The organism is Nocardia lasii (assembly GCF_042658545.1).
In the GTDB taxonomy this organism is placed as follows: domain Bacteria; phylum Actinomycetota; class Actinomycetes; order Mycobacteriales; family Mycobacteriaceae; genus Nocardia; species Nocardia lasii.
Genome location: NZ_JBHSQN010000001.1, coordinates 373,823 through 391,028, shown reverse-complemented (window position 1 = coordinate 391,028; position 17,206 = coordinate 373,823). Strand labels below are relative to the sequence as shown.

At 71.2% G+C, this 17,206-nt stretch carries 2 protein-coding genes and 1 pseudogene; all 3 read left to right on the top strand.

The annotated features are described in order from the left end of the window. Positions 1-45 precede the first annotated feature (45 nt). A pseudogene (locus tag ACFP3H_RS01740) lies at positions 46-8,484 on the top strand (non-ribosomal peptide synthetase); the annotation flags it as partial. Between the two features lie 93 nt (positions 8,485-8,577). After that, the gene (locus tag ACFP3H_RS26330; RefSeq protein WP_465263749.1) at positions 8,578-9,597 is read left to right on the top strand and encodes an alpha/beta fold hydrolase; all 1,020 of its coding nucleotides are present in this window, start codon (positions 8,578-8,580) and stop codon (positions 9,595-9,597) included. Between the two features lie 191 nt (positions 9,598-9,788). Then, positions 9,789-17,147, top strand: coding sequence for an amino acid adenylation domain-containing protein (locus tag ACFP3H_RS01735; RefSeq protein WP_378598449.1), 7,359 nt, complete (start codon positions 9,789-9,791; stop codon positions 17,145-17,147). Positions 17,148-17,206: the final 59 nt, after the last annotated feature.

Genomic DNA, 17,206 nt, shown 5'->3' with positions numbered 1-17,206 from the left:
GTCGGGTTCGGAAGTGTCGGTCTGTGGACGAGGAGAACCGTTGATGTGCGTAATTCGACCCGAGCAGGTGGGGCGCCGATGACGCGAGCACAACGGGTCCGCCCCGCCAAGCCACGCCGCGCCTCCCGAGTGCTCACGCTGCCGCAGCTGCTCTCGGCGGCGGCCGAGGCCAACCCGTTCGGCACCGCGCTCGTCTACGCCGATGCCGCGCGGACCACCGGGCAGCTCACCTACGCCGAGCTCGACACCCGCTCGACCCGGCTCGCCCGCCTGCTCATCGAGCGGGGTGTGGGCCCCGAGGACCTGGTGGCCCTCGGCATCCCGCGCTCGCTGGAATCCGTGCTCGCGGTGTGGGCGGTGGCCAAGACCGGCGCCGGGTTCGTGCCCGTCGACCCGAACTACCCGCCCGACCGGGTGGCACACATGCTCGGTGATTCCGGCGCGGTCTTCGGCCTCACCGTCGAGGCCGCCCGCGACCGGCTGCCCGACGGGGTCTCCTGGCTGACCATCGACAGCGCCGAGGTGACCGCGCTGGCGCAGGAGCAGTCGGCGGAGGTCATCACCAACGACGACCGCGTTCGACCGTTGCGCGCCGAGAATCCCGCGTGGGTCATCTACACCTCCGGCTCCACCGGTCTGCCCAAGGGCGTCTCGGTCTCGCACGCGGGCATCGCCAGCTTCACCGCCGCCCAGCGCGAGCGCTACGAGGTCGAATCGCAGGCGCGCACACTGCATTTCGCGTCGCCCTCGTTCGATGCCTCGATGTTGGAACTGCTGCTCGCGATCGGCGGCGCGGCGACGATGGTGATCGTGGCGCCGGGTGTGTACGGCGGCGAGGACCTCGCGGCGCTGCTGCGGCGGGAGCGGGTCAGTCACCTGTTCATCACCCCGGCCGCGCTGGCCTCGGTGGATCCGGCCGGGCTCGACGATCTCCAGGTGATCGCGGTCGGCGGCGAGGCGTGGCCGCCGGAACTCGCGTGGCGCTGGATGCGGCCCATCGTCGGGGGCGTGCGCCGGTTCCACAACTGTTACGGCCCGACCGAAACCACCATCGTCACCAATATCAGCGTGCCGCTCGAGCGGGGCGAGGCGATTCCGATCGGTGCGCCCCTGTCCGGGGTGGTCGAGTACGTGCTCGACGAGCGCATGGGGCAGGTGCCCGACCGCGTGGTCGGTGAGCTCTACATCGGCGGCGGCCAGGTCGCGCGCGGTTACCACGGCAAGCCCGCGCTGACCGCGTCGCGTTTCGTGCCGAACCCGTTCGACCCCAACGGTTCCCGCCTCTACCGCACCGGCGACCTGGTCCGCTGGACGGCGAACCGCGAGCTGGAATACATGGGCCGCAACGACTTCCAGGTGAAGATCCGCGGCTTCCGTATCGAACTGGGTGAGATCGACGCCCTGCTCTCGGGTTATCCCGGTATCGATTTCGCGGCCACCATCGGCCACGAACTCGACAACGGCACCACCATTCTCGCCTCCTACATCCACGCCGAGCCCGGCGTCGACCTCGACATCGCGGCGGTGCTCGACCACCTCGCCGCCCGCCTCCCGGCGCACATGGTGCCCACGGCGCTGACCGTGCTCGACACCATCCCGCTCACCCCGGTCGGCAAGCTCGACCGCGCCGCGCTGCCCGCACCGCATTTGCGCGCCAAGGAATTCCGCGCCCCCACCGGGCACCACGAGGAGCTGGTGGCCGGGGTGTTCGCCGAGTTGCTCGCCAGTGACGACCCGGTCGGCGCCGACGACGACTTCTTCGAACTCGGCGGCAACTCGCTGATCGCCACCCAGGTCGTGGGTCGGCTCAGCGCCGCGATCGAGACCAGGGTGGCCCCGCGCGAGCTGTTCGAGAACCCGACCGTGCGCGCGCTGGCCGCGCGACTGGCGGAGCTCACCGGCCAGGGCGACCGGTTGCCGCTGGTGGCGGGCCCGCGCCCCGAGCGGATCCCGCTGTCGCTGGCCCAGCAGCGGATGTGGTTCCTCAATCGCTTCGACACCAGTTCGGTTGCCTACAACATCCCGATCGCGGTGCGATTGAGCGGCGCGCTGGATGTGGCAGCCATGGCGGCGGCGGTCTCGGACCTGGTGGCCCGGCACGAGGTGCTGCGCACCGTCTACCCCGAAACCGTGGACGGGCCCGTGCAGGTGGTGTTACCCGCCGACGCCGCCGCGCCGGAGTTGTTGGTGCGCGCGGTCGGGGTCGACGCGGTGGAAGCCGGTGTGGCCGAGCTGATGTCGTCGAGTCTGGATGTGACGACCGAGGTGCCGTTGAAGGCGGCGCTGTTCGACATCGGCGGCACCGGAACCGATTACGTGCTCGCGATGGTGGTGCACCACATCGCCGCCGACGGTTCCTCCATCCCGCCGATGACGCGCGACCTGATGACGGCCTACGTGGCGCGCGCGAACGGTGCCGCGCCGCAGTGGAATCCGCTGCCGGTGCAGTACGCCGACTACGCGCTGTGGCAGCGGGCCCTGCTCGGTGACGACCGCGATCCCGAGTCGTTGGCCGCGCGGCAGCTGGCCTACTGGAAGTCCGAGCTGGCGGACCTGCCCGATCAGCTCGAGCTGCCGACCGACCGGCCCCGCCCGCCCGTGCAGACCTACGCGGGTCGCCGGGTCGATCTGCGAGTGAGTGCCGAAACCCACCGTGCGCTGGTGGCTTTGGGCCGCGAGCACGGGGCGACCCTGTTCATGGTCGTGCACACCGCGCTCGCGGTGCTGCTGTCGCGACTGTCCGGGTCCGACGACATCGCGGTCGGGACGCCGATGGCCGGGCGCGGGGAGGCCGAGCTCGACGACCTGATCGGCATGTTCGTCAACACCCTGGTCTTCCGCTCGCGGATCGACCAGGGGGAGACCTTCGACGCCCTGCTCGCCCGCCAGCGCGACAGCGATGTGGCCGCCATGGCCAACACCGATGTGCCGTTCGAGCGGCTGGTCGAGGTGCTCAACCCCGCCCGCTCGACCGCCCACCACCCGCTGTTCCAGGTCGGCCTGTCCTTCCAGAACCAGGGCCGCGCCTCGCTCGAACTGCCGGGCCTCACGGTCGCCGGGGTCGAGCTGGAGGGTGAGACGTCCCAGTTCGACCTGCACTGGATCGTCATCGACAGCTATGACGAGGGTGGTGCGCCCGCCGGGATCGCCGGCACGATCACCTACGCGACAGACCTTTTCGACGAGTCGACGGTGCAGGGGATTGCCGCGCGGTTCGAGCGGTTGCTCACCACCGTCGCCGAAGCGCCGTTGACTCGCGTGGGCGAGTTCGAGGTACTCACCGAGGACGAGCGCGCGTCGATCCTGGTGGGGCGCAACGACACCGCGCACGCCATCGACACCGAGGCGACCCTGGTGTCGCTGCTCGACGCGAGCGTGGCCGCGACCCCTGACGCGATCGCGTTGGTAGTCGACGGAGCGGATGCGTCTGCGGTGGGCGGCGCTGGTTCTCTCGTAGATGTCGGCGGTGGCCGGAGTGCGGTGACCTACGCGCAGCTCGATGCCGAGGTCAATCGTCTTGCCCGGCACCTGATCTCGCGGGGGATCGGGGCCGAGGATCGGGTGGCGTTGGCGATTCGCCGGTCCGCCGAGCTGATCATCGCGATGTACGCGGTGGCGCGCACCGGTGCGGCGTACGTGCCGATCGACCCGGATCAGCCTGCTGAGCGCACCGACTACATCCTCGAAACCGCCGCGCCCACAGTGGTGCTGACCACAGCGAGCGCCGAATTCAGCACGGCGGCAGCGCATGTGGTGCTGCTCGACGAGCTCGACCTGAGTTCGGTCGCCCACACCGCCATCACCGATGCCGAACGTGCGCCGCTGCGTCCCGAGAACACCGCGTACGTGATCTTCACGTCCGGTTCGACCGGCAAGCCCAAGGGTGTGGCAGTACCGCACGGGGCGATCGTGAACCAGTTGCTCTGGAAGACAGCGGAGTTCGGAATCGGTGGCGATGACGCGGTGCTGCTCAAGACCGCCGCCACCTTCGACCTCTCGGTGTGGGAGTTCTGGACGGCTGCCGTCGCCGGTGCCCGGCTGGTGGTCGCCACCGCCGACGGGCACCGTGATCCGGCGTACCTCAACGACCTCATGCGGTCCACGGGTGTCACGACCCTGCACGTGGTGCCGTCGATGCTCGACGCCTTGCTCACCGAATCCGGTGGGGCACTGACCGACTCCCTGCGCCGGGTGCTGGCGATCGGCGAGGCCCTGCCCGCCGCGACCGCGCAGCGTTTCCGCGCGACCAACGCCGCCGCGCTGTTCAACCTCTACGGCCCGACCGAGGCCGCCGTCTCGATCACCAACCACCCGGTGACCGACGCCGATCAGGTGTCGGTGTCGATCGGCGCCCCGGAGTGGAACAGCCGTGTCTACGTGCTGGATTCGCGCCTGCGCCCCGTCCCCGACGGTGTGTCCGGTGAGCTGTATCTGGCGGGCGCGCAGCTGGCTCGCGGCTACTTCGCCCGCCCGGATCTCACTGCGGACCGCTTCGTCGCCGACCCCTTCGCCGCCGACGGCACCCGCATGTACCGCACCGGCGACCTGGTCACCTGGCGGCCAGCCGCCGACGATTCGGCGGACAGCGCCGGTGGCGAGCTGGAATACCGGGGCCGCACCGACTTTCAGGTGAAGATCCGAGGCTTCCGCATCGAACTCGGCGAGATCGAAGCCGCCCTGCTGGCCCTGCCGCAGATCACCCAGGCTGCCGTGGTCGCCAAGTCCGACCCGCATACCGGTGATCGACTGGTCGCCTACATCGTCGGCACCGCAGCGGGTTCTCCCGGCATGGTGGAGCCAGGTTCGTCCGGTGACGCGCCGTGGTCGCCGACCGGACCGAAGGTCGAGGCTGCCGAGGATTCGGTGGGCGCACGCACCGCGGAGTCGCCGACCGGATTGCACGATGCCAGTCGCCTCGCGAACACGGATGTGGCGCAAGTGAAGTCGGCGCTGGCCGCCGGGCTGCCGTCCTACATGGTGCCCGCCGCGTTCGTCGTTCTCGACGCCCTGCCGCTCAACGCCAACGGCAAGTTGGACCGAAAAGCACTGCCGGAGCCGGAGTTCGAAGCGCACGCGTTCCGGGCGCCGTCGACGCCGATCGAGGAGATCGTGGCGGGGGTGTTCGCCGAGGTGCTCGGCGTGGACCGCCCCATCGGACTCGATGACGATTTCTTCGCGCTGGGCGGCAACTCGCTGATCGCCACGCAGGTGGTGGCGCGGTTGGGTGCGGCGGTGGATGCGCGGATTCCGGTGCGGGTGGTGTTCGAGGCGCCGTCGGTGGCGGGGCTCGCGGGCGAGGTGAATGTCTACGCGGGGCGGGGGAGCCATCGCGCGCTGGTCGCGGGGGCGCGGCCGGAGCGGGTTCCGCTGTCGGTGGCGCAGCAGCGGATGTGGTTCCTCAACCAGTTCGATCCGAGCTCGGCGGCCTACAACATCCCGGTCGCGGTCCGGCTGACGGGCGCGCTGGATGTCGGCGCGTTGCGGCGGGCAGTGGCTGATGTGGTGGGCAGACACGAGGTATTGCGCACCGTGTACCCGGCCACGGACGGGGTGCCGCACCAGGTGATCGTGACCCCGGAGCAGGCCGGAATCGACCTGACGCCCGAAGACGTAGAGGTCGCCGACCTGCCCTCGCGCATCGGCGCGCTCGTCTCCACCGGGTTCGACGTGGTCGCGCAGGTGCCGGTGCTGGCGAAGCTGCTGCGGCTCACGCCCGACGAACACGTGCTGGTCTTCGTCGTGCACCACATCAGCGCCGACGGTTGGTCGATGGGCCCGCTGACCCGCGACGTGATGGTGGCCTACGCGACCCGCGCGGCGGATCAGGTGCCGAGCTGGGCGCCGCTGCCGGTGCAGTACGCCGACTTCAGCGTGTGGCAGCGCGAGGTACTCGGCGCCGAGACCGACCCGAACAGCCTGATCTCCCAGCAGGGCGACTTCTGGCAGCGCACGCTCGCCGGGGTCCCCGACGAACTGAACCTGCCCCTGGACCGCCCGCGCCCGAGCACGCCGTCCTTCGCGGGCGGCCGGGTGCCGTTCGCGATCGACGCCGACATCTACGCCGGATTGGCGAGCATCGCGCGCGAACAGAACGCGACCCTGTTCATGGTGGTGCACGCGGCGCTGGCGGTGTTCCTGGCACGCATGTCCGGGACCGACGACATCGTCATCGGCACCCCCATCGCGGGCCGTGGTGAGGCCGAACTCGACGACCTGGTCGGCATGTTCGTCAACATGCTGGCCCTGCGCACCCAGATCACCGGCCGGGCCGGTTTCACCGAGGTGCTGGCCCAGGCCAAGTCCGCCGACCTCGCGGCCTTCGCCCACGCGGATATCCCGTTCGAGCGGCTGGTCGAGCTGATCGACCCCGAGCGCTCCACCGCCCGCCATCCCCTGTTCCAGGTCTCGCTGTCGTTCGCGAACCTGCCGGACGCGACCTTCGAACTCCCCGGCCTCTCGGTCTCGGCCGTCGATTTCGACATCGACACCGCCAAGTTCGACCTGCAACTCACCGTCCAGCAACCGGCCCCCGACGCACCGAGCGCCTACGCCGAATTCACCTACGCCCGAGACCTTTTCGACCAGTCGACGGTGGAAACCTTCGCCTATCGCTTCCGCCAACTCCTCGCCGGCATCGTCGCCGACGCGACCCGCCCGGTCGGCGATCTCGACCTCCTCGACGAGTCCGAGCGCGACGGATTGCTCACCCGCACAGGCGGTCCCGCGCTCGCCGTCGACACGCTGCCCGAGCTCCTGGCCCGAGCCGTGGCCCACAACCCGTTCGGCGAGGCGATCGTCGCGCCCGGCCTGGGAGTACCAATCGGAGCCGGCGCCGGCGGGGCACCCGGCACGCAGCTTGGCGCCGTGGGTGGTTCAGTGCCGACCGACACCGGCTCGAATCGCGCGCTCGCCGCGCAGTCCGAGTCTGCCGAGGGTTCGGCGCTGACCTACGCCGAGTTGGACGCCGCGTCCTCGCGCCTGGCCCGCGTACTGATCGAGCGTGGTGCGGCACCGGAGACAGTCGTCGCGATCGCCATGCAGCGCTCGCTCGACACCACCCTGGCGATCTGGGCCGTGATCAAGTCCGGTGCCGCGTTCCTGCCGGTCGACCCGAAGTACCCGGCCGAGCGCATCGCGCACATGATGTCGGATTCCGGTGCGGCACTGGGCATCACGACCTCATCTGAGGTCGACCACTTGCCCGCCCCCGCACGGGAGAATTGGCTGGTGCTCGATGACGCGGCCGTCCAGGCCGAGGTGGCCGGGCAGCCCAGCGCGCCGATCACCGACGCCGACCGCCGTGGCGTCGTCCGCCCCGCCAACACGGCCTACATCATCTACACCTCCGGTTCGACGGGTCTGCCCAAGGGCGTCGTCGTCGCCCACGCCGGTGTGCCCAACTTCGCCGCCGCCCAGGTCGCGCAGTTCGGTCTCGGAAGATACACGCGCACACTGGCTTTCGCCTCACCGTCGTTCGACGCGTCGGTCCTCGAGTTCCTGCTGGCTGTCGGCTCGGCGGGCACCCTCGTCATCACCCCGCCCGGCATCGTGGGCGGCGCCGAACTCGCCGATCTCATCCGCGCCGAGCAACTCACCCACGTCTTCCTCACCCCGCTGGTCGCCGCCTCGATGGAACCCGCCGCGCTGGCCGGGGTCGAAGCGCTGATCGTCGGCGGCGACAAGGCCCCGGTGGATCTGGTCGCGAACTGGCACTCCGTGTGCGAACCCCGGGGGATCAGTCCCGCGCAGCACCGCTTCTACAACGCCTACGGCCCCACCGAGGCGACCATCGCGACGAACCTGTCCGACCCGCTGCTCCCCGGCGACCCCATGAACATCGGCGGCCCGATCGCCGGCGCCACCGCGCTGGTCCTCGACAACCGCCTGCGCCCGGTCCCCGAGGGCGTGGCCGGTGAGCTCTACGTCGGCGGCGTCCCGCTGGCACGCGGCTACCACCACCGCCACGCCCTCACCGCCGAACGCTTCGTCGCCAACCCCTACGGCGAGCCGGGCCGTCGCCTGTACCGCACGGGCGATGTCGTCGCCTGGCGCACGGTCAACGGCAAACCCGTCGTGGAGTATGTGGGCCGCAACGACTTCCAGGTCAAGATCCGCGGCTTCCGCATCGAACTCGGCGAGATCGATGCCGTGCTCACCGCGCACGAGGACGTGGAATTCGCGGCCACGATCGGCCGCACCACCGAATCCGGCGCGACCATCCTGGTCTCCTACGTCCGGGCTACGGCCGACAGCGCTGAAGGCGGCGGGACCGGCGGCAACCCGAGCCCGAGCCACCTGGCCGAGAGCGCCGAGGACAGGGCAGTTGCGGACCGAGAAGGAGCCCGCCGATCCGAGGGCGATGCTGCCGCGGGATCGACCTTCCGCCGCGCGGTGGACCCGGCGGCCCTGATCGAGTACGCCGCCCAACACCTCCCCACCCACATGGTCCCGACCGCCGTCGTCATCCTCGACGAGATCCCGCTGACCCCCGCCGGCAAACTCGACCGCCGCGCCCTGCCCGCCCCGGTCCTGCGCGCCCGGGAATTCCGCGCCCCAGCCACCCCGCTCGAACACGCCGTGGTCGCGACCTTCGCCGAAGTCCTCGGCACCGACCGCATCGGCCTCGACGACAGCTTCTTCGAGCACGGCGGCAACTCCCTGCTCGCCACCCAGCTCGTCGCGCGCCTGAGCATCGTCTTCGGCGAGCGGGTCCCGGTGGTGACGGTGTTCGTCGCGTCGACCCCCGCCGCTCTGATCGCCGAGGTCACCGGCACCGAGACGGCGCGACGCACCGCCTTCGATGTCGTGCTGCCCCTGCGCTCGGGCGGTGCGGCCGAGCCGCTGTTCTGTATCCACCCGGTGGGCGGCATCTCCTGGTCGTTCGCCGGACTGGCCGCGCACCTGCACCCCGACCGCCCGCTCTACGGCTTGCAGGCGCCCGCGCTGTCGGGCGAGCCGGGATTCGACTCGCTCGCGGACTGGGCCGCCCGGTATGTAGCCGAGATCCGCGCGATTCAGCCGGAAGGCCCCTACCACCTGCTCGGGTGGTCGCTCGGTGGCGTGCTCGCCCACGAGATGGCGGTGCAGTTGCAGGAGCAGGGCCAGCGGGTCGGCGTGCTCGCGCTGATGGACAGCTACGCCAGTGAACTCGACGCGCAGGCGGTCGCGGGGCCGGAGTCGGCCGCGGAGATCTTCGGCGGGCTGCTCGGACCCGATACCGTCGACTCGCTCGGCAGCGAGTTCGACGCCGACACGCTCGCGGCCCGGTTCGCCGAGCTGCCCGAGCCGTTCGCCTCCTTCGACGCCGCCACGGTGACCCGCGCGCTCGACTCCGCGGCCGAGTCGATAGAGCTGCGCCGACGCCACACCCCGCGCACCTTCCGGGGCGACCTCGTCTACTTCACCGCCGCGATCGGCACCACCGATCCGACGGCGGGCGCGGCGAGTTGGGCGCCCACGGTCACCGGCTCGGTCACCAATCATGAAGTCGCCTCGACACATTGGGCGATGACCCAGCCGGCGGCCCTGGACACCATCGGCGCCGCCCTGACCGAGGCGCTCGACGACGGCGGGGAGGCCGCGGCGAGCGAGGGGTGAGATCGCGGTGGATTTGCCCCGGACCTGCGCTGTACGGGTGACGAATCCACGTTGAGAAAGCTTCACCAGCGGACGGGTCGGTCGGGTAGCCTGCCCGTAACGTGCGAGAGGTGTATTGCTCTGTGGAAAACCCCCGTCGCCCTGGTCATGGCGGTAGGCGTCGTACCTCCGGCACCACACTGTTCGGTCAGTTGCTCACGGCCGCGGTCGAATCCGCCGCCGAGTCGATAGCGGTTCGCGATTACCCGGCCTGGTTGCCGGGTGGTTCCCGCGAACTCACCTACCACCAGCTCGATGAGGGCTCCTCGCGGCTGGCCCGCGAGCTCATCGGCCGGGGGATCGGCGCGGGCGACGTGGTCGCGGTCGCGATCGGTCGCTCGATCGAGTCCGTGATCGCGGTCTGGGCCGTCGCCAAGGCGGGCGCGGCCTTCGTGCCCGTCGACCCGGCCTATCCCGGCGACCGGATCGCCCACATCGTGGCCGATTCCGGCGCGGTGCTCGGTCTCACGGTCGGCGCCGCCCGCGCGCGCCTGGGGACGAGTGTGTACTGGATCGAACTCGACGATCCGGTGGTCTCCGAGCGCATCGCCCAGCGGCCCGCGCACACGGTGAGTTACGCCGACCGGGTCCGTCCGATCCGCGCCGAGCACCCGGCCTATGTCATCTACACCTCCGGTTCGACCGGAAAGCCCAAGGGCGTGGTGGTGACCCACACCGGTCTGGCCGGTCTGGTCGCCGCCGAGACCGAGCATTTCGGGGTCGACTCGCACGCGCGGGTGCTGCACGTGTGCTCGCCGAACTTCGATGTCTCGGTGCTGGAACAACTGCTGGCCTTCGCCTCGGGCGCCACCCTGGTGATCGCGCCGCCGCAGGTGTTCGGCGGTTTCGAACTGTCGGATCTGCTGCGCCGCGAGGCGATCACGCACCTGCTGATCACCCCGGGCGCGCTCGAGTCGGTCGAGTCGACCGACCTGCCCGACCTGCGCACGGTCGTGGTGGCCGGTGACCGGTTCGGACCGGAACTGGTGGCGCGCTGGGCGAGCGAGGCCCGCGCGTTCCACAACGGGTACGGGCCGACCGAGGCGACCATCCTCGCCACCAGCACCGCGCCGCTGCGCGCGGACGCCCCGATCACCCTCGGCAACCCCGTCCCCGGCATGGGCATCTACGTGCTCGATTCCCGGTTGCGGCCGGTGCCGACGGGCGCGATCGGCGAGCTGTATCTGTCGGGTCCCGGCCTGGCGCAGGGCTATCTGGGCAGGCCGGGGCTGACGGCCGAGCGCTTCGTCGCCTCACCGTTCGAGCCGGGCAGGCTGTACCGCACCGGCGACCTCGTGCGCAGGCTGGAGGCCGGTGGCGCGCTGGAATACCTGGGCCGCACCGACTTCCAGGTGAAGGTGCGCGGCTTCCGCATCGAACTGGGCGAGATCGACAACGCCCTCACCGCCCACCCCGACCTCCAGTACGCGGTGACCCTGGGCAAGACCATGCCCTCGGGCGCCACCGCGCTGGTCTCCTATGTGCTGCCGCAGCACGGTCGCACCGTCGACACCGGCGCGCTGGCCGAATTCCTCGGCGAATCGCTGCCCGCCTACATGGTGCCCGCGGTGATCATGGTGCTCGACCGGCTGCCGCTCTCGGCGGTCGGCAAGCTCGACCGCGCCGCCCTGCCGACGCCGGTGTTCACGGTGCGCGGTTTCCGCGCGCCCGCCACCCCGGCCGAGCAGGTGGTGGCCGACGTGTTCGCCGCGCTGCTGTTGCGCGACGGCGCCGGCCGGGTCGGCGCCGACGACGACTTCTTCGAACTCGGCGGCGATTCGCTGCTGGCCGCGCAGGCGGTGGCCCGGATCGGCGCCGCGCTGGACGTGCGGGTGCCGGTGCAGGCGGTGTTCGAAGCGCCGACGGTGGCCGGGCTCGCGAATCGAGCTGAACAGCAACGACTCTCGGCGCACGCGCTGCCGCTGGCGGCGCGCTCGCGTCCCGAGCACGTGCCGCTGTCGTATGCCCAGCGGCGACTGTGGTTCCTCAACCGGTTCGATCCCAGCTCCGCGGTGGACAACATCCCCGTCGCGGTCCGGCTCTCGGGTCGACTCGACCTGCCCGCCCTGCGCGCGGCCGTCGCCGACCTGGTGACCAGGCACGAAGTGCTGCGCACGGTATACCCGGCGCTCGACGGCGAGGGCCACCAGGTGGTCCTCGCGCCCGGCGACCCCGCCGCCACCCCGCATTTCGAGCTGACCGAGGTCGTCGAATCCGAGTTGACAGAGGCCATCGCGGCCGTGGCGCTCACCGGTTTCGACGTCACCCTCGCCCCGCCCGCGCGGGTCGCGGTCCTGGCCCTGCCCGCCGCGGAGCCGGAGACCGAGAGCACCGAGCACGTCATCGTTTTCGTGGTGCACCACATCGCCGCCGACGGTTTCTCCTTCGCGCCGCTGACCCGCGATCTGCTCACCGCCTACGCCGAACGACGCGGCGGCGGCGCACCGCACTGGACGCCACTGCCGGTCCAGTACGCGGACTACACGCTGTGGCAGCGCGAACTGCTCGGCGCCGAACACGACGAGGATTCCCTGCTCGCCGGGCAACTCGCCTTCTGGCGCCGCACCCTGTCCGGCCTGCCCGAACAACTCGACCTGCCCACCGACCGCCCGCGCCCGGCGGTCTCGAGCAGGCACGGCGGCAAACTCAGCATCCAGGTGCCCGCTTCGGTCCACGAAGGCTTGACCGCGCTGGCCCGAGGCCACAACGCCACCCTGTTCATGGTGGTGCACACGGCGCTGGCCGTGCTGCTGGCCCGGCTCTCGAGCACCCGCGACATCGCCATCGGCACCCCGGTGGCCGGGCGCGGGGAACAGGCCCTCGACGACCTGATCGGCATGTTCGTCAACACCCTGGTCCTGCGCACCGAGGTCGACTCGGGCGCCGCCTTCACCGACCTGCTCACCGAGGTCAGAACCGGTGACCTGGCGGCCTTCGGGCACGCCGACGTCCCGTTCGAACGGCTCGTCGAACTGCTCGAGCCGGTGCGTTCGACCGCCCGGCATCCGCTGTTCCAGGTGATGCTGACCTTCCAGAACCTGGCCCGCACCGACCTGGCCCTGCCGGGTCTGTCGGTCTCGGCCGCCGATTTCACGGTGCCGCTGGCGAAGTTCGACCTCCAGGTGGAACTGGTCGAACAGGTCGGGGTCGACGGCGCGCCGCAGGGGATGCGGGCCGACTTCGTCTACGCCACCGACCTTTTCGACCGCGCCACCGTCGCCGACTTCGCCGACCGCTGGCAGCGCGTCCTCGCCGCGGTGGTCGCCGACCCGACCATTCCGGTCGGTGACATCGATGTGCTCGCGCCCGGTGAGCGCGAACTCGTGCTGCGCGAGGGACATACGCCCGGCGTCCCGGTTCCCGAGGTGACCCTCGCGGACCTGATCAGCGCCCAGGTGCAGCAACGCCCCGACGCGATCGCGGTCCGCGCGGGGGAGCGCTCGCTCACCTTCGACGCCCTGTTCGGTCGCGCCTCGGCCCTGGCCCGCGCGCTCATCGCCGAGGGCGCGGGCCCGGACACCCTGGTGGCCGTCGCCGCGCCGCGCGACGAGGAACTGCCGGTGGCACTGCTGGCCGTGCTGCTCTCCGGTGCGGGCTACCTGCCGATCGATTCCGGCTACCCCACCCAGCGCCTGCACTACGTGATCGCGGACGCGAAACCCACGGTGCTGCTGGCGACTTCGCCGGAGTACGCGCTGCTCGGCGCCACCGTGGCGAACCTGCCGGTGGTGCTGCTCGACGCCGAGAACGACCACCCCACCCATCCGCTGCGACGCACCGAGCGCCGGGGTGCGCTGCGCCCGGATCACCTGGCGTATGTCATCTACACCTCGGGTTCCACCGGGCTGCCCAAGGGCGTCGGCGTGACCCACCGCAATGTGCTCGAGCTGTTCGCCAACGCGCAACTGCGGTTCGACTTCGACGTCGACGACGTGTGGACGGTGTTCCACTCCTTCGCCTTCGACTTCTCGGTCTGGGAACTGTGGTGCGCGCTGGCGGGCGGTTCGTCGGTGGTGGTCGTGGACCACATCACCTCCCGCTCGCCGATCGAGTTCCGCGAACTGCTGGCCCGCGAACAGGTGACGGTGCTCAGCCAGACGCCCACCGCCTTCGCCCAACTCGACGAGGCCGACCGCGCCGCGCAGGCCGCCGGGGCCGACCCGCTACCGCTGCGCTACGTGGTCTTCGGCGGCGAGGCACTGGACCCGCGCAAACTCACCCGCTGGTACGACCGCTACGGAAATGGTTCCGGCGCACCGGAACTCGTCAACATGTACGGGATCACCGAGACCACCGTGCACGTCTCGCATCAGCTGCTGACCTCGCCGCACGAGCCCGGCGACCCCGGCGACGACACCGAACTCGCCGGCAGCCTCATCGGCCGCGCGCTGCCCGGCCTGTCGGTGGTCGTCCTCGACGACCGCCTGCGCCCGGTGCCGTTCGGCGTCGCGGGCGAGCTCTATGTCGCTGGCAACCAGCTCTCCCGTGGCTACCTGGGCAAACCCGGCCTCACCGCCACCCGTTTCGTCGCCGACCCGTTCGGCGAACCGGGCGCGCGGCGCTACCGGTCCGGCGACCTCGGCCGCTGGGTCGGCTTCCGTGGCACGCCCACGCTCGAATACGGCGGGCGCGGTGACCAGCAGGTCCAGCTGCGCGGCTTCCGGGTCGAACCGGGCGAGATCGAGGCGGCCCTACTGCGGGTGCCCGGCGTCGGCCAGTCCGCCGTCATCCTGCGGGCCGACGAGTACGCGGGCGACCGGCTGATCGCCTATGTCGTCCCGGCGACCCAGGCGAGTGAACCCGCTCCGAAGGCCTTGGTGGGCAGGCGATTCGGGCGCGTCGAGCACGACGACGACCCGGTCGCCGCCCTCGACCCCGTCACCGTGCGGGCCGCCGTCGGCGAATTCCTCACCGGCTACATGGTTCCCGACGCCGTCGTGGTGGTCCCGGAACTGCCGATGACCACCAACGGCAAACTCGACCGGGCCGCCCTGCCCGCCCCGGAGTTCACCGCCGCCACCACCTTCCGGGCGCCGGCGACCCCCATCGAACTCAGCGTCGCCGAGGTGTTCGCGACCCTGCTCGGGGTGTCCGATCTCGGGTTGGACGACAACTTCTTCGACCGGGGCGGCAACTCGCTGCTGGCCACCAGGGCCATCGCCCGGATCGACCAGGCCCTGAGCACCGACCTGGTGGTGCGCGACCTGTTCGAGGCGCCGACCGTCGGCTCGCTCGCCGCGCGCGTGCGTCCCGGTTCGGTGGCGGCCCCCCGGCCGCCGCTGGTCGCCGCCCAGGATCGTGGCGTCGTCCCGCTCTCGCCCGCGCAGCAGCGGATGTGGTTGCTCAACCGCATCGACCCCGACTCCCCGGCCTACAACATCCCGCTGGTCCTGCGCTTCCGTGGCGCGCTGGACACCTCGGCCCTGCGCTACGCGGTCGCCGACGTGCTCGAACGCCACGAGGCGCTGCGCACCCGCTTCCCCGCCGACGGCCCCGACGCGGTGCCCTACCAGGAGATCCTGCCGGTCAGCGCGGTGCTGCCCACCGGTCTGCCGGTCGAGGAGTGCGACGACCCACAGGACCGGGTGGCCCGGCTGCTCGCCGCCGGATTCGATGTGGCCGAACGGGTTCCGCTGCGGGCCGGGCTGTTCACGGTCCCCGCCGAGGATCCGCTCGCCGAGGAAGAGCACGTGCTCGCCGTGGTGGCCCAGCACATCATCGCCGACGGCGCCTCGCTCGCCCCGCTGGCCCGTGACCTCGCGGTCGCGTACCGGGCGCGGGTCGAGGGCCGTTCGCCGAGCTGGCCGCCGCTGCCCGTGCAGTACGCGGACTACGCGCTGTGGCAGCGCACCGTCCTCGGCGACGAGGCCGACGAGAACTCCACCGCCGCACGGCAGTTGGCGTTCTGGCGGACAACCCTGGACGGCCACTCCGGCACGGTCGAACTGCCCCACGACCACCCGCGCCCACCGCACGCCTCGCTGCGCGGCGCGGACGTGCGCACCACCGTCTCGGCCGAGACCCACGCCGCGCTCGCCGAGATCGCGCGGGCGCACAACGCCTCGCTGTTCATGGTCGTGCACGCGGCCCTCGCGGTGCTGATCGCGCGGATCTCGGGCAGCACCGACATCGCCATCGGCACCCCGATCGCCGGGCGCGGTGAACCCGAACTCGACGACCTGGTCGGCATGTTCGTCAACACCCTGACCCTGCGCACCGAGGTCGATCCCGCCGGAAGCTTCGGCGAATTGGTCGGCGCGGCACGCGAAGTCGGGCTCAGCGCGTTCGGCAATGCCGACCTGCCGTTCGAGCGGATCGTCGACGAGGTGGCCCCCTCGGGCACCATGTCGCACAATCCGCTGTTCCAGGTGGTGCTCTCGTTCCACAACAACGAGACCCCCGTGCTGCGCCTGCCCGGCCTCACCATCGAGGCCATGGACCTGGCGGCCCGTTCGGCCAAGGTCGACCTCCAGGTCAATGTGGCGCCGCGCCATAGCGAGACCGGCGAACCGGCCGAGCTCGATGTCGTCTTCACCTATGCCACCGACCTTTTCGAGGAGCAGACCGTCGCGACCTTCGCGCGCGGGCTCACCGAGATCGTCACGGCGGTCGCGGCCGACCCCACGGTTCGCGTCGGCGATATCGACCTGCGCGACGCCGTCGAACGCGAACGCGAACTCAGCGCCGCCGACTACGCGCCCGCGCCCTCGGCCAACGGCGCGGCGCTGGCACAGGAGCTGGCCGCCGCCGTCGAGGAGGACCCGGACGCCCCCGCCGTCGACGAGGGCGACACCACGCTGACCTACCACCAATTCGACGCCCGCTCCTCACAATTGGCGCGCTCGCTGATCGCGCGCGGGGCCGGGCCGGGCACGGGGGTCGCGGTGCGGCTCGATCGCGGACCGCACGCGGCGATCGCCACCTGGGCGGTGCTCAAGGCGGGCGCCGCGGTGGTGCCGCTGATGTCGATGGACGCACCACTGGCGGCACGGTTCGAGGTGAAACTCGGTCTGGCCCTGGACATCCTCGACGCCCCGGACGGCCTGGACTGGTACGACCTGGCCGACCCGGCGCTGGAAGCGGAACTGGCCGCCGAATCGCCGCGTCCGATCGGCTACGCGCACCGCACCCGCGCCCTGCGCGGCGACGATGTGGCCTTCGTCGGCGGCGGCCGGCAGCTCAGCTACGACGAGCTGGCCGGGGCCGCGCAACGGGTGGCCCAGCGCACGGGCCTCGACTACGAATCGCGGACGCGGGCGGCGGGACGGCCGGATTCGGTGGCCGGGGTGGTGGAGATCGTCGCGGCCGGAATCGCCGGCGCGACGTTGGTGATGGCGCCCGAGGACGGCGCCGACGAGGTGAGCCATGTGTTCACCGAGTCGGCGGTGGCCGTCGCGGGGGCGGGGGATGATGCCGGCGCGACGATCGTGGCGCTCAGTGAGATGATCGGCAGCGCCGGTCGGTCGCCACAGCGTCGCACGGCAATCGGGATGGATGGAATAGGTGGTTAGTGCATGACCGGGCAGCGGCAAGTCGGCTCCGTACGGGGATCGCGTGCCACGCAGCGTGG